This is a genomic window from Veillonella sp., from assembly GCF_015058545.1.
Taxonomy (GTDB): Bacteria; Bacillota; Negativicutes; order Veillonellales; family Veillonellaceae; genus Veillonella_A.
In genome coordinates, this window is record NZ_SVCB01000023.1 from 1 (window position 1) to 23,856 (window position 23,856).

Consider the following 23,856-nt stretch of genomic DNA (forward strand, 5'->3'; position numbering starts at 1 on the left):
CACTACTTCCGTAACCGGATTTTATTCATCAATGCAAGAAAAGGACACGCAACAGTTATGTCGCATGTCCTTCCTCAAAGTGCATAGACTCTTTAGCGCCCCAAAATTTGACAAAGAGCCGTTTTGTTTCATTACCTATGAATAGAGAACAGGACCCTTTTAAAAATCGCGCATCTAATTGGCCGGATCCCAAATCTTGGGAATATATATCTCCTTAAACAACTTAATCGCAAATTGATCCGTCAACCCCGCCACATAATCCACGATATCCGTCAGGGTAATAATCCTATTCGGATCCACGCCCTGCCTTACCACTTCATGGCGCAATAATTCCGGATTATCCAAATAATATAGGAACAAATATTTAACCACATGAGCCGCCCGATTACGGTCCGGGATTAATGATGGCGCCCGATATACCGCCTCAAACATAAAACGGCGAAACTCATGCATTACGTCTTCCACTTCCTTCGACATATGAATTTCCGGTTTATCCATGGATTCTCGTACCATATCCATAACCATGGTAGTAATCATCTGGGACGGCGTTGTGCCCAAAACAGAACGGACCGATTTTGGTAAATCATCGGAAGATAACATGCCCGCCCGCTGCGCATCGTCAAAATCATGACATAAGTAAGCTATTCTATCGCTAATCCGAATAATCTGCCCTTCCAAAGTTAGCGGTATGTGAGTACCTGTATGGCCCAAAATGCCATCACGCACTTCCTTTGTCAAATTGAGCCCGAGGCCGTCTTTTTCAAGAACTTCCAAAGTCCGAAGGCTCTGCTCATTATGGTTAAAATGCCCCACCATATCGCGGAGTGCATATTCCCCCACATGACCAAACGGTGTATGACCTACATCATGGCCCATGGCAATAGCTTCAACCAAATCCTCATTGAGGCGCAACGCACGCGCAATGGTACGACCAATTTGGCCCACTTCCAGCGTATGCGTCATCCGAGTGCGATAATGATCCCCCGGTGCAATATACACCTGTGTCTTATGCTTCAAACGGCGAAAACATTTGCTGTGAATAATTCTGTCGCGGTCACGCTGAAATGCCGTGCGCAAATAATCCGGTTGCTCTTCACGATCACGGACCGCAAACTTACTCTTTGCTGCATAAGGGGATAAAATTACTTCTTCTCTCGCTTCAATTTCTTCTCGGATTGTCATATAGCCTCCTGTTGCCATATTTACCCTCCACCGGGCTCTGAGCCAACTACGCATCCATTAGGGCAGTTCTTTTTAATATAGCTCACTTTTAATAAGTTTTACTTAATGCAATAATACGGCATAACGTAATCAAACGTCAATGCCGTATTGTTTTACCGACTCGCTTCCTGTTGCTTATTGCGCTCAATAATCTGCATTACAAACGAAGCCGTTTCTTCGATAGATTTATTGGACACATCAAGGATAGGACAATGAACGCGGCGCATAACAGCCCTTGCATAGGCCAATTCCTCTTCAATACGGGCAATATTGGCATAATTAGCTTCACCGTCAAGGCCCATAGTGCGTAAACGTTCACTACGAATATTATTTAATTTGTATGGATCGATGATAAGACCTACTACCTTTTTAGGCGGTATTTTGAATAGTTCTTCCGGCAATGGCACTTCCGGCACCAACGGCAAGTTGGCTGCTTTGATTTTTTTATAAGCTAAGAACATAGATAGCGGCGTTTTACTGGTACGGGAAACACCGATGATAACAATATCGGCCTTCTCAAAACCGGATGGATTTTTACCATCATCATATTTTACGGCAAATTCAATGGCCTCCACCTTTTTAAAATATTCTTGGTCCAATTTATGAATCATACCGGCCGTCAAACGAGGTTTTGTGTCGGCAATGGTGCCCACTGCATCAAGAACCGGTCCCATAATATCAACTGCCTGAATCCCCATGTTTTCGGCTTCTTTGTGCAAATATTGACGTAATGTAGGCGATACAATCGTATGACAAATAATACTTTGTTCCTTCGCGGCCTCACTAATCACATCATCAATCTGACTTTCCTGACTGATATAGGGAATGCGGATAATATCTATATTCTCCTTGTCGAATTGGCTCGCCGTCGCACGTGCTACGGATTCCGCCGTCTCCCCCAAGGAGTCGGAAATTGCAAAAATAACTTTATTATTCTCCATGCCACACCTCAATTATGTCTCTTAACTGACTGCAATTATATCGATTAATGAATTTTCTATTTCACTTTTTATTTTAATATGTCTTTTCACAATGTGCAATATTACTTTACACCGCAGTCTAAAAATAATTTAGTTACGGTTGTCTTAGAAATACGCCCCAACACTTTGTAGCGACGACGACCGTCATCTTCCGCCCGTTCCACAACCGGCAGACAGTCTACTTCATAATCAATCATGCGCTGCGCCGCTTCCACCACACTATCATCGGCGGTGCAGGAAATCATCTTACTTACCGGCGTCATAATCATAGAAATAGGCATCGTCTTCGGATCGTTTTGACCAATGGCGGCACGCAATAAGTCCTTACGGGATACGAGGCCTAATAAGTAGCCGTCATCACAAATAAGAACAGTCCCCACGTCTTCCGTAAACATGGTGACAATGGTGTCATACAGATTTGTATCCGCCGTAACAGCCACGGCCTGCGCCATTACCTGACCTACCGTAAATTGGCGTATTTCATTGGCAATGGGACTCACACCTTGCTGACCGACATAATAATACCCCACCTTAGGCCGTGCATCTAAGAGGCCCATCATGGTCAAAACAGTTAAATCGGAGCGTAAGGCGGAACGCGTTAAATCTAATTTGGCGGCAATGGCTTTACCCGTAATCGGGCCTTCTTCTTTTACAATATGTACAATTTGGTCTTGCCGTTTAGTTAATTGCAAAACAGCCCCTCCTTTTTTATAAAAAACAGGAGGCTACATGTAGCCTCCTGTCATCTCACAGTAGTATTACCACTCTAATTCATTGCCAAGACTCCGGCCGCGACCGGTCACAGCGTCAAGCATAATACGTTGTTCCAATTGAGCCACCATTTTTTTAGTTGCTTTTACCGCATCAGGGTTTACCGAAATAGAATCGATGCCGCTACGTACCAAGAATTCGCAGAAATCAGGATATACGCTCGGAGCCTGGCCACAGATGGATACGGTTTTGCCATCGCGGTGAGCTACTTCGATTAAGTGATGAATAGCGCGGCGAACAGCCAAATTGCGTTCATCATAAATGTGCTGAACTGTTTCATTATCGCGGTCACAACCGAGGATCAACATCGTCAAGTCGTTGGAACCGATGGAATAGCCATCAACATATTGGTTAAACTGATCGGCCAAGATGATATTGGAAGGAATTTCAGCCATGAGCCAGATTTTGAAGTCCGCGCTGCGAGCTAAGCCGTTTTCAGCCATAACGCGAATAACTTCAGCCGCTTCCTGCACTGTACGGCAGAATGGAATCATAACCTGCAAGTTTTTAAAACCATATTCTTCACGCACTTTTTTAATGGCTTGCAATTCCAATTGGAAAGCCGGTGCGTATTTAGGATCGTAGTAACGGGATGCACCGCGCCAGCCGAGTAAGGCACTGGATTCATGCGGTTCATGTTTGTCGCCGCCCTTAAGATCACGGTATTCGCTGGATTTAAAATCGCTGAGACGAAGCACAACCTGACGAGGTGCCAAAGCCTGACAAACTTTACGCATACCTTCAGCCAACGTATCAATAGCAAATTGACTGCGGCCGGTTTCAATTAAATGCAACGGATGTTCATGGATGAAGGTAGTCCAGATGAACTCTTCACGCATAAGGCCGATGCCGTCGCAAGGAAGTACGCCGTATTTTTCAGCTAAATCAGGATCTCCCAAGTTCATGTAAACTTTAGTGCCTGTTACCGGGATGTATTCGCTTACGACTTGTGCCGAAGCTTCTTCTTTCGGTTTAACCGCATCTTCCAACATACCGTCGTATACAATACCGTTGGTAGCGTCAACCGTAATTAACTGACCGTCTTGAATGCGATGGGTCGCTTCTTCACTGCGGCTCTTCGTGCCAACGATACAAGGAATACCAAGTTCACGGCTTACGATAGACGCATGGCAAGTCATACCGCCGGCGTCGGTAACGATAGCTTTCGCTTTTTTCATAGCCGGTACCCAGTCAGGAGCCGTCATAGTCGTTACGAGGATTTCCCCTTCTTTGAAGCTGTCGATATCAGCCGGATCAAGGATTACATGAGCTTTGCCGGCAGCTTTACCCGGGCTGGCCGGTAAGCCTTTAACCACGATTTCACGAGTTGTGGTAGTCGGCGCATCCATTGCTTTTTCAACCGGTTTCACGTCTTTATTCTTACGGGACCATACAGTTTCCGGACGAGCTTGCAAAATCCAAATCTTGTTATCTCGTTCGTCTACGCCCCATTCCATATCCATGTAGCAACCATAGTGTTTTTCAATGGCTTTGGCATAGGATGCTAATTCTAAAACTTGTTCATCGGTAATAACCTGAGTTTTTGCTTTTTCTTCAGGAATTACGATTTCAGCACAATCGCCGTCCGGATTACGAACTAAAGCGATATTTTTATCATTAATCATACGGTTAACAATTTTCATATCTTTTTTGTTGACCGTAAAGTTATCCGGTGTAACCGTACCTTGTACTACATATTCGCCAAGGCCCCAAGAACCTTCAATCAAGATACTTTCATCATTACCCGTAACGAGATCAACGGTAAACATAACGCCTGCCGCTTTGGAGAATACCATCATTTGAATGGCCGCACTCAAGGCCACCGTCATGTGGTCAAAACCCTGTTTTACACGGTAGTAAGTGGCACGGTCGGTAAAAGTAGAGGCGTAGCATTCTTTAACTTTCTGAATGATAACGTCCGCACCGCGTACGTTTAAGTATGTATCTTGTTGGCCGGCGAAGCTGGCATCCGGTAAGTCTTCAGCGGTAGCACTGGAACGAACAGCTACGAACGGATTTTCTTCGTTTACTTTTTTACCGAGTTCTGCATAGGCTTTCTCAATCGCATCAGCTAATTCCTGCGGCATTTCAGCATCACAGATTAATTTACGAATATTCGCACAAATTTCACGAAGTAATGCGGAGTTTTCCACATCATCCAATTTATCAAGTTCTGCTTTGATTTTATCTTCTAAACCGGTTTGCTCCATAAAGAACCGATAGCCATGAGCCGTTGTAGCAAAACCATACGGTACAGGCACATTGGTAGAGGACGTCATTTCCCCTAAGGACGATGATTTACCACCTACTAACGCCACATCTTCACGTTTTAATTCGTCAAACCAAAGTACATATGCATTTTCACGATTCATTATATGAAACCTCCTGAATAAAAGAAATACATCAACTACATAAATAGTATAACACATTTAACTATGTGTCAATCATTTTTTCAAATTCTGATGCACTATATAGAATATACAGAAGGTAGTGTATCACATATAAACGATAGGTAAAAGAAAAGAGCAACCCTTTAGGAATGCACACATTCGCTAAGGATTGCTCTTTAACTTGACTATTTGTAATAGCTTGTTGACGTATTGACATAATCGCGTCAATTAGTGCAACACATTTAACTGCCGATACAATTAACTACCGATACATTTAATAGTAAATGTAATAGCGGTTAACGGTACTATTAGTTAAATTTGATTTTGATAAATTTACGTTTACCCACCTGAAGAACCATGTCTTCCGCGAGTTCGATATTTTCATCACTGCATTTTTCACCGTTGATTTTAAACGCACCGGCTTTAATGGAGCGACGGGCTTCACTGTTCGAGGCAGTAAGACCTGCATCGGTCAACAACTGTGGTACATATACAGGTTCGGTTGGTTTAGCCATAGCGTATTCAGGAATATCCGTTGGTAAATCGTGTTTTTGGAAAACGCGGATAAATTGTTCCTGCGCTTCATCAGCCGCCGCTTCACCATGATACAAGCGCACAATGGTATGTGCCAATTTCATCTTCGTATCGCGCGGATGAGCTGTGCCGTTTTCTAAGGCTTTTGCCAATTCTTCCTGATCTTCGATGGACATATCCGTAACGAGCATGAAGTAACGCATCATGAGCTCGTCAGGAATGGACATTGCTTTACCGTACATTTCTGTAGCCGGTTCGCTGATACCGATATAGTTACCCAAAGATTTACTCATTTTCTGAACGCCGTCAAGACCTTCCAAAATCGGCATGGTAATGATAGTTTGAGGTGCTTGACCGTATTCTTCCTGTAAATGACGCCCCATTAGCAAATTGAAGGTTTGGTCGGTACCACCAAATTCAACATCCGCATGTAAGGCAACAGAGTCGTAACCCTGCATCAACGGGTACATGAATTCGTGAACACCGATAGCGCGGCCTTCGGAATAGCGTTTTTGGAAATCATCCCGTTCCAGCATACGGGCTACCGTATATTTGGCAGCCAATTTTAACACATCTTCAAAGGACAATTTGCTGAGCCATTCACTGTTGTATACCACTTTTGTTTTAGACTCATCGAGTACTTTAAAAATCTGTTCTTTATATGTAGCTGCATTATGAGCAACAGCCGCTTCATCCAATGGAGGACGAGTTGCGCTTTTGCCGGTCGGATCGCCGATACGAGCTGTAAAATCACCAATTAAAATAACGATTTGATGACCTAAATCTTGGAAGGTTTTTAATTTGCGTAGTACTACCGTATGTCCCAAATGAATATCGGGAGCCGTTGGATCAAGACCCAATTTAATGGTTAACGGTTTATTTTCGGCTATGGATTTTGCCAATTTCTTCTTAAAATCTTCTTCAGGAAGCAAATTCTCCACGCCGTGTTTAATCAGACGCAACTGTTCTTCCAATGTCTTCATCAATCTTCCTCCTCGAACTGCCTATAACAGGCAAGTATATGTACTTTAAAATTAATTATTCACTTTTACCGGACTTAGACGCACCGCCACCGGAACTACGGGAACTGCCGGAGCCGGATTTATTGCTATCGGAATCGGAACTGCTGTCTGCCGAATTGTCAGAACTTTCTACCTGCGCGCCATCCTTATCCTTAGCGTCTTTTTTATCTTTGTCCTTATCTTTATCTTTATCTTTCGGATCTACCTTCGGTGCCGGTGGCGCATAGCCTTGGTTAGCAATCGAGGCTGCTCCCGGCGGAACGGTGAAATCACTGGCCGGAATTTCCATAGCATTTAAAGCTTGCGACATGAAATCACGCCAAATAACGGCCGGAACGGTACCACCGGTAATACCATCCAGGGTCTCAATACCATAGTCATCGCCCATCCAAACAGCGGCTACCAAATCAGGTGTATAACCTACAAACCAAGCATCTTTTGATTCGTCCGTAGTCCCTGTTTTACCGGCTGCCGGACGCCCGATAGATGCACCGCCACCGGTACCGCCGGACATTACGGATTCAAGCATATTCGTGATAACATAGGCATACTTAGGATCTACTACACGCTGTTCTTCCGTGCTGTTCTCTTCCACGACCTGGCCATTGCGGTCTACGATTTTAGTAATGGCAACCGGTTTAACTTTTACCCCGCCATTAGCCAAAGTACCATAGGCTACAGCCATATCAATCGGTTTAACACCATTGGTCAAACCACCTAACGCGGCGGCCAAGTTATTATCTTTAGATTCATCTAAAGTAGTAATACCCAAGCTGCTTGCCAAATTAAGAACTTTACGCATACCCACTGCATCAGCGAGCTGTACGGCAATGGTATTAACGGAATGTTGCAAGGCATAGCGCAAGGTCATTTGACCGGAATAGGTACCTTCATAGTTCTTAGGACTCCAACCGTTAAACTCGATTTTCTTATCGTCCATAACAGTGCCCGGCGTCATACCGTCCTGAATAGCGGCCAAGTAAACAAATGGTTTAAATGCGGAACCCGGCTGACGTTCAGCCAATACGGCACGGTTAAAGGAGTCGTCGCCACGACCGCCAACCATGGCTACAATGTAACCATTATGCGGATTAATCGCAATTAACGCACCTTGCGGCTGTGTTAAGCCTTTGTCGTCCGTATAGAAGTTAGGCAAATTATGCATGGCTTGAACCGCTGCATCCTGTGCCTTCATATCAATGGTTGTGTAAATCTTCAAACCGTCTTTATAGACAGCATCGTCGCCGTATTTTTCGGCGATTTCAGAAATAACATAGTCGATAAAGTACGAAGCATTGTTATCGCTGTGAGCGGCTTCGGATTTTTCACGAAGGCCCAAATCTTCATCTTTCGCCTTATCCGCGGTAGCTTGGTCAATGTAGTCATATTTAACCATCTGCCCCAAAACAACAGCCTGACGTGCTTTACCCGCTTTGTAGTTGGTAAGCGGCGAATAATAGTTAGGACTTTGCGGCAAGCCGGCGAGCATAGCCGATTGGGCCAAATCCAAATCCTGCACATTTTTGCCAAAGTATACATGGGCTGCCGCCTGTACACCATAAGCACCTTGACCGAAATATATTTGATTCAAATACATTTCGAGGATTTCCTGCTTCGTATAATACTGCTCAATACGAATGGCCAACATAGCTTCCATAATCTTACGTTTTAACGTACGATCCTGGGTTAAAAACGCATTACGAGCCAATTGTTGCGTAATCGTACTACCACCTTCAGCCACGCCGTCATGGGCAATATTAACCCAAATAGCACGCATAATCCCGATAGGGTCTACGCCATGGTGACTGTAAAAACGATTATCTTCAGTGGCAATAAATGCATTTTGTAAATCTTTCGGAACCTGTGATAACTTCACCGGTAACCGGTTTTCAGTAGCATGGACAGTTGTAATCAAATTGCCATGCACATCGTAGATCTGCAACGAAGCAGCCGGTTTAACATTGGCCACTTCCGGTAAATCGGACATGGTGGCACCAATGAAGCCGCAACCGGCTCCGGCTATTATAAGGAATACTAAAATCCCCACAATCCAAAGGAATCGACGCATTGGCGATTTCTTCTTGGGCGGTTTAGTCGCCGTCGTTCTACGTCGTGTTTGTCGCCCATTTTGAGACGAACCTTGTAAACTCATACGACACCTCTCATTACGAATAATAAGTCATATAGCTTATTATATCATACCTATGCTACATATGGTATCTATAAGGCTTGCTACTTTAAATACACCAAAGTTGCACCGGCCCCACCTTCATCATAGCCGGCAATTTCATAGCGACTGATGTGCGGCAATGTCTTCAAATACTGATGAATCCCGGCTCTTAAAGCACCTGTGCCCTTGCCGTGAACGATGCGAACCGGCGAGATCCCCGCCATCAAAGCCTGATCGATAAAATGACTCACATTCTGATTCGCTTCATCCACAGTCTGGCCGATAACATTGAGCTCGGTCGTAGCATGTTTCTGACGTTCCACGGCGGAACCGCCGGCACGTTTACGAGGCTTTGGTTGTACCGCCGTTTCCTTGCGACGTAAATTATTGGTTTCTTCACGGCTCGCTACGGCCAAATCGGTGGCTTTTACATTGGCGGTTAAGCCGTTAACACTCACTTGGATGCGCTTCCCCTGCACGGCGGCTACCGTACCCACTGCATTTAAGGACACCACGAATACAGTCTGTCCTTCTTTTAATTCTTTTACATTCACCGGCGTACGGCGTTCCTGTTCCAGTTCAGGCACATTAACGCCTGATATATCTTTACGCGCTTTCGTAATGGCATCTTGCCGTTTCCCCTTATCCGTTTCTGAAAACTGCGATTTCAATTCTTTAATAATCTGTTCCCCTTCAACGCGAATGGACTGTTTAAGCTGCTGCGCTTCATTTTGAGCTTTTGCCAAAATCTGCTTACGGCGATCATTAACCTGTTTCTTTTCACGCTCAGCCTGGGTGCGCATACGCCGTGCTTCATCAAGTTCTTTCTTGAGGGCCCGTTCCCGTTCCTGATTGCGACGCAATTGTTCATTCAAATCACTGAGTACCGCTTCCATATCGCGATTTGCGGACCCTTCGTGAGCCTGTTTGGCGTAGTCGATGACTTCACGAGGCACCCCGAGGCGAGCGGCAATACTCAAGGCATGACTGCTGCCGGCCACACCGATATGAAGACGATAGGTCGGACGCAGCGTGCGTTCATCGAACTCTACATGACCGTTTTCAATACCATCCGTATGATACGCATAGCGTTTCAATTCATTATAGTGGGTACTCACCATCATGAGTGGACCACGCTTGCGGAAATATTCCAAGAGAGCCACCGCCAAGGCGCTCCCTTCTTCCGGATCCGTCCCCGATCCCAATTCATCAAGAAGTACCAGGTCTTTGGCACCGGCTACTTTTAGAATTTTTACGACCTGCGTCATATGAGCGGAGAACGTACTGAGGCTGGCCTCGATACTCTGTTCATCGCCGATATCCGCATAAATATTGTTAAAAATCGGCAAAATAGAGCCTGTTTCGGCGGGAATAAATAAACCAGCCTGATTCATGAGACTCAAAAGGCCTAACGTCTTCATGGCCACTGTTTTACCGCCTGTATTGGAGCCCGTAATGAGCAGAATCCGATAGCCCGTCCCCAACGTAATCGTCGTAGGCACTACCACATTGGCCGGAATCAATGGATGACGAGCATTTAAGAGTTTTACTTCCCGCGCCCCGCTAAGTTCGGCCGGAGCCGCTTTCATCTTAATCGCCAAATTAGCTTTGCCGTACACAAATTCCACATGGGACACGCGTTCACAGGCGTCCATCAAGGTATTGCTGTCTTTGCGAACGGCCTGCGACAATTCGCGATAAATGCGGCGCACTTCTTCCTCTTCCGCCAATTCCGCTTCCTGCAAATCATTGTTCAGATTTACGAGGCGCATCGGTTCAATGTAGAGTGTCGCGCCGGTAGCCGAACGGTCGTGAATCAAACCTTCAAAAGCGTAACGATATTCCTGTTTAACCGGAATTACGTAGCGATTATTACGCTGCGTTACGATGGCTTCCTGAAAATATTTCTGATTGTTCGGATCGTGCATAATGGCCTGCAAATCGCTCTTGATGCGGTCTTTCGTACGCACAATAGTAGAGCGTAAATGCTGCAATTTAGGCGACGCGGAATCCATCAAATTTCCCTTTTTGTCAAAAACTCGCTCAAACTTGCGTTCTAAGCCGTCATGACGCGGCATATCCTGAATCCACAATGACAAGAGCGGATAATTCGCATATTTGCTGTGAAAAAACGCATACATACGCTTATACGCACTCAAAGTGGTATATAAATCCCATAATTCTTCATGAGTCAAAATAATTTCTTTACGACTTTTGGCACAAGCTTCGCGAATATCGCGGGTGCCGCCAATCGGTTGTTCGATTTCAGTATTTAGCGAATTGACCGCTTCTACCGTTTCATCGAGAGCCGTTTTAATGGCAATCGGATCCGTTAATGGCTCCAACTCCATGGCCATTTCCTTTGCCACTCTAGAGCTGCATTCGGCGGCTAAACGTTCTCGAATCACATCAAAATCCAACAGTTTTTCACTGTTCATAGGTAATACAATCCCTCCTATGTAATCACATGGCCAAAGAATGACTGCTTTGGCCCGATATATTGCCATAAAATATTGCTGCGCTACCGTATACTTCAAAATATTACTGCTCTATCGTATACTCAGCGGCAGCTTTTGCCTGAGCAATATGTAAATCTATCTTAAAAATACTTCAATCTATCTTAAAAAATCGCTAAAAAATGCCTTTAAAATAATGACCCCTGGTAATCGGCAAAGACTCATTCTTAGGCGGTACCGGTAAGGTGTGTGCCAAAATACCGCGATAAGCGCCAATGGTGTCACGCAGCCATTCTTTAGACTGCTGACGACCGTCAATACGAAGGATGGCGATGCCTCGTCTTACCAAATCCGGAATGTACGCCCGCATATCGAGCATGCGACTGTTCATGATATGCATGCGGCAATAAGGATCTGTGCGGAGTGGAAATTCCTCACCCAAGCGGTCACGCAAACGATAGGAATCCTTAAGGCATGGAGCCGGACAATTGGCTTTACAGCCGGTACCGGCAAAACTGCTGATAACACAGTATTCGGAAATCATGAGCTCCGTAAGCCCGTGAACAACACATTCGATAGGCATTGGGCTGTGGCGAATAATAGCCGCAATTTGATGTAAGGTAGCTTCTTGAGACAGAACAACACTTGAGAGCCCCAGTTCAGTTACTTCATGCACCGCATCTTTATTAAAAAGCTGTAAACTGCTGTCCCCTTCCACTTCACCTTCATAACCCATGGTTTGGAGCCATTCCAAGGCGCCTAAAAAGTGAATGCTGATAGCATCCGGCTTAGCTGCGATAATTGCTTCCAAAGTTGGACGATACGCGTCAATTTCACTTTCCCGGACGATGCGCGGCGTGGCCAATACACATCGAACCTGATGGTCACGGCAAATAGCCACCACGCGATTATATACATCTAAATCGTAAGGCTTGCGCTGTAAGCGATCGCCACCGAAGATAATCTTCTGCGCCCCCGCTTCAATAGCCGGTTTTAATTGCCATTCTTCATCCAGTTGCACCGAAACAATCGGCAAGGAACCGGCCTTAACGCTATGAGTAGCCTTACCGGCTCGTACCATCATGCTCTTATAGCTTGGTCTGTCCTTAAATTCCTGATTAATATCTCCTTCAATGCGTTCCAGCACTTCAGCCATAGCCTTGGTATGTTTTGCCAATAATATGTCTTCCAGTCGGGCAACCGCATCACGACGCATCTGGTTGAGCACACTGGATGGCCACATAAACGGCTCTTCCGGCATATATAAAGAAGCCAACCGGAACACCGTCGTACCTAAACGGCCAATCTGTTCCGACACTTTTTCATGGCTTGTCGGCGTTTTACGAGCCCGTTGCACCACATAGTCACCGCTAACCGTAACAGACGTGCCGTCATCCATCAAGAGCGTCAAAGTCGGCTCAGAACCTTCCTGTCCGTCCAAATAGGCATGTACATCGTATTTACGGCCAAATTCCTGTAAATTCTGCCAAACTGTTTTCTTCGGGCCATCATCAGATGGACCGATACGCTTACCCCGATTGCCGGGTGCTACGGCGGTAATCATTTCACGACCGGAACGATTTTCCAAATAAGCTGTGGAGAAGCCACGGTTAAAGCCCGCCGTCAAATGCTCTTGGTCTTCCGCCAAAGTTTGACCCGCTCTATCGATAATCTGGCGATACGTGCCGATAACCTCTTTCACATAGGATGCTTTTTTCATACGCCCTTCTACCTTGAAAGAAGCTACCCCGGCTTCCAAAAGTTCCGCCATATGCTCACTATAATTAAGATCCTTCGGACTCATGATATAGGCTTCTTCCGCACTATTTACCACATGCCCTTTACCATCGATAAGTTCGTACGGTAAACGGCAAGGCTGGGCACAGGCACCGCGATTACCGCTGCGGCCGCCGATAAAGCTACTCATGAGGCACTGCCCGGAATAGCACACGCATAGAGCACCGTGAACGAAAACTTCGATTTCCGCTTTCGCTTCGCGGCAAATTTTTTTAATTTCTTCGAGGCTCATTTCACGAGCTAAGACAACACGGGTAAAGCCCATGCGTTCCAAGAAACGTACCGTCCCCATGTTAGTCGCCGTCAGCTGCGTGCTGGCGTGCAAATGAAGCTTCGGTGCCACCCTTTTAGCCAATTCAGCTACCGCCAAATCCTGCACAATAGTGGCATCCACGTTGATGCGTTCCAACTCGCGCAAATATTCTTTTAAGTCGTTTAATTCGGCATCGCCGATTAATATATTCACCGTAACAAATACGGATACATCCAACAAATGGGCCAAGCGAACCGCCTCGGCCAATTCTTCAATTTCAAAATTGGCTGCATTCGCTCTTGCATTAAAAGCCTTGCCGCCTAAATAAATTGCATCAGCTCCGGCTTCTAAAGCTGCTAAAAAATTTTCCGACGTGCCTGCCGGTGCCAATAATTCCATACGCCCTCCTTAAGGACTCAATTCGCCATATTTCTATATAGAATTATATCACATTCTTTAAAAAATATGGCAAAATAAGCCGTTATACTGTGCCATCGCACAATATAGCGGCTTATTAATTATTTAATCAGTTAATGTATTTTACTACTAATTGAGACAAATTGCAACTGTTGGCGCCATTTGACGCTCTAATAGCCAATTGAGACCTGCATTGGCACAATAGTCAAATAGATTTCTCCTATTAGCGCAATTTACAACCCAATTCAGCTAACGCCGCCAAGATATCGTCAATTGCCGGCTGAATATCTTCATCCGTCAAAGTACCTTCATTGCTACGGAACGATAAATTGTAAGCTAAGCTGCGATGGCCTTCTTCAATGTGAGCCCCTTCGTACACGTCAAATACGAACGCCCGTTCCAAATACTGGCCGCCTTTTGCATAAATGACTTGGCTGATAGCTTCGGAAGACACAGTCTTAGGTGCCACGATGGCAAGGTCACGAGCGGTGCCCGGGAATTTACTGATACCCTGGTAACGAAGCTGACCGCGAGTCAAGTTCAAGATTGCGGTTACGTCGATATCGAAGAGATAGGCTTTACCCGGTAAATCGTAAGCTTTCATTACTTGCGGATGCACTTCACCCAAAGTAGCAATAACCTGGCCGTCTACCACATACTGAGCACTTACGCCCGAATGGAGATAGGTTTCTTTGGAGCGTTCAATCTGAGCTTCAATGCGGAGCTCTTTAAGTACCGCTTCCAAGACACCTTTCACATCGTAGAAATCAGTGTCACGCTGAGGTTGAGCCCACTGTAAATCCGTAGTTTTGCCCATCATGAACCCGCTTACATGGTATTTTTCAACCGGAAGTTCCGTAATTGGCAATCCTTTTGGTTCATAAATCGCACCGGCTTCAAATAACCATAAATCATGGTTCTTCTGCGCGATGTTGCGAGCTGCTGTATCAAGCATGCTTGGAATCAAGGTGGTACGCATAACCGGGAACTCTTCCGTAATCGGATTCAAAATTGGCACCGCCTGATAACGGCTGTCGCTTTCCGGAATGAGTAACTTTTTAAGGCTGTCCGTATGCATGAAGCTGAACGTAATAATTTCGCTGAGACCTTCCGTTACGAGGGTATGACGAATAGCTTTAGTGAGCAATTTCTTTTCACTCATAGTGCCACTGTTGAGATTAGCCCAAGGAGTGGTGTTCGGAATGAAATCGTAACCGTAAATACGGGCCACTTCTTCGGCGATATCCGGCATAACCGTTACGTCGCCGCGCCAGGACGATACACCAACGGTAATGACATCACCATCTTCAGACCAAGTGAAGGACAAGGTAGTCAAAATTTCCTGCATGCGTTCGGCAGAAATGTCGGTACCCAAATAGCTGTTAACCGCTGCCACCGTGAAAGATACAGTACGAGCTTCAGCCGGAGCCGGATATACATCCACCACCCCTTTAGCTACCGTAATATCTTCCATTAATTCCTGCAACAACTGAGCGGCACGGTCAAGGGCTACCGGTGAGTATTCCGCATTGACACCGCGTTCGAAACGACCGGATGCTTCACTGCGCATACCCAACGCACGAGCGGTACGACGAATGGAGGAACCTTTAAATACAGCCGATTCCAAAATAATCGTAGTCGTTCCTTCGGTTACTTCGCTATCGAGGCCGCCCATAACGCCGGCAACCCCTACAGGGCCGTTCGCATCGGCAATAACAAGCATATCCGTAGTTAATTCACGATCATTTCCATCCAACGTTTTTAACACTTCACCGGCTTTGGCCGCACGAGCTGTCAATTGATGACCGGCCACTTTATCGTAGTCGTACGCATGCATTGGCTGACCGTATTCAAGCATAACGTAGTTCGTTACGTCTACCACATTATTGATTGGGCGAATACCGCCGTTACGCAAACGGTTCTGGAGCCATAATGGGGATGGACCCACTTTAATATTGGAAACAACACGGGCCATGAAACGGCCGCATAATTCAGCATCATCGATGGCAATTTTCACCATATCGTTTACATCGCTGCCGTTTTCATTCACTTTTACAGTCGGTTCCGTGTTTTTATTGTTTGTCAAAACAGCAAATTCACGGCTTAAGCCAACCATGGAGAAACAGTCCGCACGGTTCGGCGTCAATTCGAATTCATAGACAGTATCGTTAAGCATCACCGCATCACGAATATCCATGCCGATTGGTGTGCCTTCCGGCAAAATGTAGATACCTTCTGCTTCCCCCGGCATAACCATATCTTTAGGAATACCCAATTCCGCAACGGAACAGAACATACCGTCAGATACTTCACCACGAAGTTTACCTTTTTTAATTTCCGTACCGTCAGCCAAACGGGATTTGTGGTATGCCACCGGTACCACCTGACCTACAGCCACATTGGTAGCGGCCGTTACGATTTGTTTCGTAATTTCTTCGCCCGTTTTGTCATCAAGACAAGCTACCTGGCAAACCTGTAATTTATCAGCATCCGGATGCTTTGTAATTTCTGTAATTTTACCGGTAAAAATCTTTTTCAAACCGGGATCCATCGAGATAACATCTTCTACCGGAATCCCTGCCTGCGTTAATACATCGGCCAGTTCCTGAGCCGGTTTCGTTGTGTCTACAGGAACATAGTCCTTCATCCATGTTAAACTAGCTTTCATCGTCGTACCTCCTAGAACTGCTTCAAGAAACGCATATCATTATCATAGAATAAACGTAAATCGCCGATACCGTATAAAAGCATAGCAATACGTTCCACGCCCATGCCGAAAGCAAAGCCCTGAACCTCATTCGGATCATAGCCGTTCATAGTCAATACATTCGGATGAACCATGCCGCAGCCGAGGATTTCGAGCCAGCCCGTATGGGAGCAAACACGGCAACCTTCACCGCCGCACATAACGCAGGAAATATCTACTTCCGCACTTGGTTCCGTGAACGGGAAGAAGCTCGTACGGAAGCGAACTTTCGTGTCTTCGCCGAACATGTGGCGCAAGAACAATTCAAGGGTACCTTTCAAATCGGCAAACGTAATTCCTTTATCCACTACAAGGCCTTCTACCTGATGGAATACCGGGGAGTGAGTTGCATCATAGTCCCAGCGATATACTTTACCCGGTGCAATCATGCGAACAGGACTGTTAGGTTCCTGACTCTGGAGTGTACGAGCCTGTACCGGTGAAGTGTGGGTACGGAGCAATACGGAATCGGTAATGTAGAAAGAATCCTGCATATCGCGCGCCGGATGGTCAGCCGGTAAATTCAAGCATTCGAAGTTGAAGTAATCGCTTTCAATTTCAGGGCCTTCCGCAACGGTGTAGCCCATTTTCATGAAAAAGCGTTCAATTTCATCATTAACAGCACTGAGCGGATGCACATGACCTTGACGCGTGGCACGACCCGGTAAGGTAATATCAATTTCTTCGGCACCGAGTTTAGCTGCCAACACTTCTGCTTCCAGTTTTGCCTGTACATCGTCAATCATAGCTTCCAATTCCTGACGCACCGTATTTACCAAGGCGCCCATGCGTGGACGTTCTTCGGCGGATAATTTGCCGAGGCCTTTTAATAATGCGGTTACTTCGCCCTTTTTACCTAAATATTTAACACGGGCTTCTTGTAAAGCTTGCAAATCGGTAGCTTTTTGAATTTGCTCTGCCGCTTGCGCTTTCAGGGATTTTAATAATTCTTCCATCCGTCACAACCTCCTAAAACAAAAAAACCTCCGCCCCGGCAAGGGGCGAAGGTATAACATTCGCGGTACCACCCTAATTAGTACTCAATAACCTTAACGCGGTCACACGATGAATCTACTCGTTGTTCAATCCATGGCTCCAAAAGGAAAGGCTCTTTGCATCGCATTTATGAAGCTCCCACCAATACTTCACTCTCTGAAAAACACCTATGCAACGCCGATTTTGTCATCGCCGTAATGTCTACTCGTCATGCCAACGCATCGGCCAACACCTAAAAGGCATCTTTGAAAAACGCCGGTACGACTGAGTTTTTTATTAATCTATGTGTAAGTATACCAACTCTCACGCATTCTGTCAAAGCCTTTACGACTTATAAACAAATCACAATAAGCGCTACCTTTGCCTCATTCAGTCACAACAGGTCGAAGCCCCCGGCGTTACACACGCCAAGGAAGGTCAGGCATTTCGAATTTATCGATTACGTAGAAAGTGCCGGTACTCATATACACGAGATCGCCCACCGTATTGTACAGGCGGCCTGTGGTCACCATAGTGCGATTGCCGTTATGTTCCACATTGCCTACGGCGCGCAGTTTTTCACCGGCTTTAACAGCTTTGATGAAGTTCCCCTTCATTTCAAGTGTTACTACTCGTTTACCCAAGGTAAAACAGGATACACCCATAACCGTATCGGCGAGGCTCATATAGACACCACCGTGCACATTGCCGATAAAATTACCATGTCTCACCGCATCGGTATCAAACAGTATTTCCAAATGACCGGGATCACCACCGGTTACACGGGTATACTTCGACCAGGCAAAGGTATGTTCATGACACATTTTGTCAAAAAAATCTACCAACGTACGCATTCCTTGTTTTTTACTCACCACTACACTCCCTTCCGTGATTTATTCTACAGCGCAATGCATCAAATAATCAGTATGCACATCAGTACATTGTCTTTTTAAGGACAATGTACTGCACCTATTACTCATAATGTAAAGCATCAATCGGATTCAACTTCGCCGCCTTACGGGCCGGATATAAACCGAACACGAGGCCGATAGCCATGGAGAAACCGAAGGACAAGAGAATCGGTCCCATGGAGATAACCGTTTTCATACTCGTCAAAGCACCGATTAACTTGGAAGCACCAATACCCACCAGGATACCGATAAAACCGCCTACCAAGCTAATAACTACCGCTTCGATGAGGAACTGCATAACGATAACGCGATACGTAGCCCCCAAGGCCTTACGGACCCCGATTTCACGAGTACGTTCCGTAACGGATACGAGCATGATGTTCATAATCCCGATACCGCCTACAACCAGTGAAATCGCCGCTACGGCACCTAAGAACAAGGTCATAGTGGCCGTTGTTTCTTCCACGGTAGCCATAATGGTGGCCATATTACGGACGTTAAAATCATCCAAATCCGGATTTTTGATATTATGACGTACACGCAAAATATTTTCTACGTCTGTCTGCAAACGATTGAGGTCTACCCCGTCTTTGGCCTTAATATAAATCATGCGCAAATAATCGACACCTTGCAAACGTTCCATCCCCGTCGTATACGGAATATAAATAACATCATCTTGGTCATTACCAAAACTGCCGGACCCCTTGCTTTCAAGCACGCCGATTACCTTGTACGGATTGTTTTTAATACGAATATCCTTGCCTACCGGGTCTTCCGTGCCAAATAAGTTCGTCGCTACCGTAGACCCGATAACGGCCACACGTTCGCGCCGTTCCACCTGAGACGCCGTAATGAAACGACCGGATTTAACCGTCCAGTTATTAATATATTGGAAATCACTATTGACCCCGTTAACACTGGTAGTCCAGTTCTTATTCGTATAAATAACTACATACGAACTGCCCGCCGATACCGGCGATGCCATATCGATATCCTGCAAATGGGAAATCGTCGTATAATCTTCAAGCTTAAGCGTCTTTTGTGAATCCGCCGTAGGGCGAACGCCCGGCGTCCGCGGCGCGCCCGGATACACCATGAGCAAATTACTGCCCAAGCTGGAAATGGAGTCCTGAATCTGACTGCGCACGCCGTAACCGATAGATACAAGCGCAATTACGGCAGCTACGCCGATAATAATCCCCAACATGGTAAGGAGCGAACGCATCTTATTGGCCACCAAGGACGCCCAGGCCATCAAAAAGCCCTCTTTATACATGAGACGTCCCTCCTTTTCCCGGCTTAACTGCTTTTTGTGCCGTTGCTTCCGACACAGCCACCGATTCCGTCGGCACAGCTGCATCTTTCTGCTGCTCTGTCGGTTGAACCGGTTCTGTTGTTACCACCGGCTGCAAACCGGCCATTTTAGGATTTTGTTTATCCTCCACAATATAGCCGTCACGAAGCACAATGTTGCGACTCGCATACGTAGCAATATCCGGTTCATGGGTAACCAAAATAATGGTGCGCCCTTCATTGTATAGATTGGTAAAAATATTCATTACATCCACACTGGATTTGGAATCCAAGTTACCGGTCGGTTCGTCGGCCATAATAATGGACGGATCATTAGCCAAGGCACGGGCTATAGCCACACGCTGACGCTGACCGCCGGAGAGTTCCGCCGGTAAATGGTCGAGACGTTCGCCGAGGCCCAACGAATCTAAGAGATAGGCGGCACGCTCTTTACGTTCCTTTTTGGGAACACCGGCATAGACCATAGGCAGTGCCACATTATCCTGTGCCGTTAATTTCGGCAACAGGTTAAAACTCTGAAAAACGAAGCCGATTCGTTTATTGCGCACAAAGGCAAGCTCATCGTCGCTCAACGTGGCCACTTCTTCGCCATCCAACTTATACGAACCGGAAGTTGGTCGATCAAGACAACCTAAAATATTCATAAATGTGGATTTACCGGAACCGGACGGCCCCATGATAGACGTAAATTCCCCTTCGTAAATATTGAGGTCGATGCCGTGTAGTACGGGCACTACCAGTTTACCGTTAACATAAGTCTTGGTGATTCCTTCCAGTGAAATGACTGCTTGTTTCATCTGCATTCCTCCTAGAACATAGGCCCGCCGGAGTTACTCTGTTTGGACGACGAGGAACCTACATCACCACTGACAACAATTTCATCACCTTCATTTAAACCTTTGGCAATTTCAATCGTTGTTTCGCCGGTAAGGCCGGTCGTTACGCTGGTACGTTCCGGTTTACCGTTTTTAATTACATATACGTATTCGCCCACTTTATCGGTACGTACGGCAGCCAACGGCACAACCAATACATTAGTACGTTCATCGCCGTAAATCGTAGCACGAGCCGTCATTGTCGGGAAGAAATTACTTGCATCGCTCTGTGAAATAGCAACTTTAACCGTATAGTACACTACGCTGCTGCTGGTAGTACCCATATTACCTTTAGTACCTAAAGCAATATCGCTGACATAACCGGTGAAGGTTTTCCCCGGATGGGCGTCAACCGTGAAATCTACGCGGGCACCTTTTTTAACACTACCGATATCCGTTTCATCGACGGTAAGGTAAATTTCAAGATTGCTTAAATCCGCTACCGTCGCGATAATCATCTGCGTGGAAATCCCCGTACTGATAGTCTGACCCGCTTTTAACGGTGTACCGATAACCGTGCCGTCCATAGGCGATGTAATGGTCGTATCGGATAAATTAGCTACCGCACGATCATACGCAGCTACCGCTTTTTCATAATTCATAACCGCTGTATCATAAGTCTGTTGCGGGATGGCCCCCTGTGCCGCCAAGGTAGCATAACGATCCATATCAAGCTTCGCATTATCCAACGTTGCTTTCGCATCGTCCGCCGTAGCCTGCATTTGGCGTGCATCGATGGTTGCAATAACCTGACCGGCCGTTACATGGTCGTTTTCCTTAACCAACACCTGTTCCAACATACCGGCCACGTTGGTCGAAATATCTACATAGTTTTTCGGGTTAATAGTGCCCGTTGATGTAATCACAGAGGCAATATTTCCTCGTTCTACCGTACCCGTTGTATACGATGTCTGCTGAGTGTTATCTTTATTTTTAAAATAATAAAAAGCACCACCCAAGATCAGCAAAATGAGGATGAGTATCCCCCAAAATTTCTTTGTCTGCCACATGCGCTTAACTCCTTTACTTAAAGACAAATAAAACAGGTCTCTCAATTTTCATATAATAAAAAAACCCTTCTCGACTATACGCGAAGAAGGGCTTTTCAGCTCATATGTATAATCGATAATAATTATAGGTTTCACTAATGAGTGCTTAATGAACCTATCGAGCCAATACCGAAATCAGCTCATATTCCGATTCACTGATAGGATAACAACGGGTGCACGCTTCGTCATACGGCACCATTTCAATTTTGCCGTTTAAAACAGCGGTCAAACAATTACTCTGCCCGGCGAGTAAGGCATCAATCGCCTTTTCACTCATGAGTGCCGCCATGGCCGCATCACGAGCCGACGGCGACCCGCCACGCTGCAAATAACCGAGTACGGTAACACTTGGCGAAATATTGAGATGCTTATTAATATAGCCGCATACTTCAAAACTGTGGTACGCCCCTTCGGCCACCATGATGATACTGTTCGTCTTGCCCGCATTATGGGAAATACGGAGCTGTTCACACACCTCATCAAGACTCATGGGCTTTTCGGGGATGAGCACCATTTCGGCACCGCAGGCAAGACCGGCACGGACCGCCAAATGACCGGCACTGCGCCCCATAACTTCAACAATGGCTACCCGGTCATGAGCCGTCGTGGTATCACGAATCTTGCTGACCGCATCAACTACCGTATTAAGCGCCGTGTCAAAACCGATGGTATATTCCGTACCGCACATATCGTTGTCGATAGTGCCGGGAATCGTAATCGTCGGAATCCCCTGTTTAGCAAGCGCCATAGCCCCTGCCATGGAGCCGTCACCACCGATAACCACCAACGCATCGATTTCACGGTCCCGCAAAATCTGAGCTGCTTTTTCCTGATTCTCCAGCTCCTTAAACTTCGTACAACGAGCCGTCTTCAGCATGGTGCCACCACGATTGACGATAGCCCCTACATCACGACGATTCAAAGATTCAAAATCATTTTTTAAAAGCCCTTCATAGCCGCGGCTAATGCCATAAACGTGTAAACCCTCGTAAATCCCTTTACGCACCAAGGCACGCACCGCTGCATTCATGCCCGGCGCATCACCGCCGCTCGTTAGAATCGCTATATTTTTCATGCTGATTTACCCCCATAGGACGTCTTTTTTTAAATTCCACACCATCGCGCTTTAACGTGTTGTGAATTGCATCAATTAAATTCTCCGTGCGACCATACGTCGTGTCTATGACACAATCGCACTTCTTGTACACCGGTTTCCAGCGTTGCATCATCGTTTCTACAAAGCCCGCCACATCATCATAATCCATGGTCGGCCGTTTACCAATACGACGATTCACCCGCTTCACAATACGGTACTCGGAAGCCCGAATACCGATAATATACGCATACCGCTGTAAATATCGTACCGTCCGTACATCGAGGGGAAAATTACCGCCTACGGAAATAATACACTCATGATACATGCACACTTTTTTTAAAATTTCGCGCTCCGCCGAACGAAATAACTTCTCGCCCAGCTTCTCGTACACTTCGGCTATGGGTAAATTATAGCGCCTCTCCAAAAGTCGATCCGTATCGACGAACTGCCAACCCTTAGCCTCTGCCAAGTTGCGTCCCAAATGACTTTTGCCGCTCCCCATAGTACCGATTAAAATTATATTTCGTTTCATTACTTAATCCCGCCTATTACAGATTGTGTCATACATAATCAAAACGAACAATTACCTATTACCCCGTTCTCATTATGTACGATACCCATTTGATTCTATTCTACTACATCGGGCCGTTTAGTAAAAGTATAAAACGAATAGGATTTAAGGAATTAAGAAAATGTTTAGGGTTGAGGTAAAAATAGCAATAAAAAAAGCCATGACAAAGTGAACTGCACCCCAAAAATTGGACACAATTTTTGGAGGTGCAGTTTTTTTATGGCAAAGTATTCTAAAGAAATTAAAGAAAAAGTTTACTGTCTATTTGAGCGTGGATGGGGATTCCATGCAACTGCTAAAGAATTAAA

General features: G+C 45.9%; 15 protein-coding genes and 1 pseudogene. All 16 read right to left on the reverse strand.

Translation table 11 applies throughout. From position 1 onward, the window contains the following. Nucleotides 1–174: 174 nt before the first annotated feature. On the reverse strand, nucleotides 175–1,182 hold the full coding sequence (locus E7204_RS01275; protein WP_295180822.1) for a deoxyguanosinetriphosphate triphosphohydrolase: 1,008 nt from the start codon (nucleotides 1,180–1,182) through the stop codon (nucleotides 175–177). 152 nt (nucleotides 1,183–1,334) lie between these two features. Then, on the reverse strand, nucleotides 1,335–2,162 hold the full coding sequence (locus E7204_RS01280) for a pyruvate, water dikinase regulatory protein (RefSeq protein ID WP_021842507.1): 828 nt from the start codon (nucleotides 2,160–2,162) through the stop codon (nucleotides 1,335–1,337). Nucleotides 2,163–2,263: 101 nt separating this feature from the next. Continuing rightward, nucleotides 2,264–2,893 carry a CBS domain-containing protein gene (locus tag E7204_RS01285; RefSeq protein WP_295180826.1) on the reverse strand — a complete coding sequence of 210 codons (630 nt, stop codon included), beginning with the start codon at nucleotides 2,891–2,893 and terminating at the stop codon, nucleotides 2,264–2,266. Between the two features lie 66 nt (nucleotides 2,894–2,959). Next, nucleotides 2,960–5,344: a phosphoenolpyruvate synthase gene (ppsA, locus tag E7204_RS01290; RefSeq protein ID WP_295180828.1), complete on the reverse strand. Its 2,385-nt coding sequence runs from the start codon at nucleotides 5,342–5,344 to the stop codon at nucleotides 2,960–2,962. Between the two features lie 326 nt (nucleotides 5,345–5,670). Next, complete coding sequence (tyrS, locus tag E7204_RS01295) at nucleotides 5,671–6,879, reverse strand: tyrosine--tRNA ligase (RefSeq protein WP_295180831.1); 1,209 nt, start codon at nucleotides 6,877–6,879, stop codon at nucleotides 5,671–5,673. A 55-nt stretch (nucleotides 6,880–6,934) separates the two neighbouring features. After that, nucleotides 6,935–8,986, reverse strand: a complete 2,052-nt coding sequence (locus E7204_RS01300; RefSeq protein WP_295180850.1) for a penicillin-binding protein 1A — start codon at nucleotides 8,984–8,986, stop codon at nucleotides 6,935–6,937. A 164-nt stretch (nucleotides 8,987–9,150) separates the two neighbouring features. Next, nucleotides 9,151–11,526 (reverse strand): endonuclease MutS2, encoded by a 2,376-nt coding sequence (locus tag E7204_RS01305; protein WP_366483392.1) that lies wholly within the window; start codon nucleotides 11,524–11,526, stop codon nucleotides 9,151–9,153. Between the two features lie 193 nt (nucleotides 11,527–11,719). Then, the gene (locus E7204_RS01310; protein ID WP_295180835.1) at nucleotides 11,720–13,993 is read right to left on the reverse strand and encodes a DUF3656 domain-containing protein; all 2,274 of its coding nucleotides are present in this window, start codon (nucleotides 13,991–13,993) and stop codon (nucleotides 11,720–11,722) included. 241 nt (nucleotides 13,994–14,234) lie between these two features. Beyond that, nucleotides 14,235–16,679, reverse strand: coding sequence for a phenylalanine--tRNA ligase subunit beta (pheT, locus tag E7204_RS01315; RefSeq protein ID WP_295180837.1), 2,445 nt, complete (start codon nucleotides 16,677–16,679; stop codon nucleotides 14,235–14,237). 11 nt (nucleotides 16,680–16,690) lie between these two features. Beyond that, a complete protein-coding gene (pheS, locus tag E7204_RS01320; protein ID WP_295180839.1) occupies nucleotides 16,691–17,713 on the reverse strand; it encodes a phenylalanine--tRNA ligase subunit alpha in 1,023 nt (340 codons plus the stop codon). A gap of 438 nt (nucleotides 17,714–18,151) precedes the next feature. Further along, nucleotides 18,152–18,604, reverse strand: a complete 453-nt coding sequence (locus tag E7204_RS01325; RefSeq protein WP_295180841.1) for a PaaI family thioesterase — start codon at nucleotides 18,602–18,604, stop codon at nucleotides 18,152–18,154. Between the two features lie 100 nt (nucleotides 18,605–18,704). Further along, the gene (locus tag E7204_RS01330) at nucleotides 18,705–19,919 is read right to left on the reverse strand and encodes an ABC transporter permease (RefSeq protein WP_295180843.1); all 1,215 of its coding nucleotides are present in this window, start codon (nucleotides 19,917–19,919) and stop codon (nucleotides 18,705–18,707) included. A gap of 151 nt (nucleotides 19,920–20,070) precedes the next feature. After that, a pseudogene (locus E7204_RS01335) lies at nucleotides 20,071–20,754 on the reverse strand (ABC transporter ATP-binding protein); the annotation flags it as partial. An 11-nt stretch (nucleotides 20,755–20,765) separates the two neighbouring features. Next, on the reverse strand, nucleotides 20,766–21,842 hold the full coding sequence (locus E7204_RS01340) for an efflux RND transporter periplasmic adaptor subunit (RefSeq protein ID WP_295180845.1): 1,077 nt from the start codon (nucleotides 21,840–21,842) through the stop codon (nucleotides 20,766–20,768). A 154-nt stretch (nucleotides 21,843–21,996) separates the two neighbouring features. Next, complete coding sequence (pfkA, locus tag E7204_RS01345; protein WP_295180847.1) at nucleotides 21,997–22,956, reverse strand: 6-phosphofructokinase; 960 nt, start codon at nucleotides 22,954–22,956, stop codon at nucleotides 21,997–21,999. Next, nucleotides 22,922–23,509 (reverse strand): shikimate kinase, encoded by a 588-nt coding sequence (locus E7204_RS01350; RefSeq protein ID WP_295180849.1) that lies wholly within the window; start codon nucleotides 23,507–23,509, stop codon nucleotides 22,922–22,924. Before E7204_RS01350 ends, pfkA begins: the two co-directional genes overlap by 35 nt. Nucleotides 23,510–23,856 lie beyond the last annotated feature (347 nt).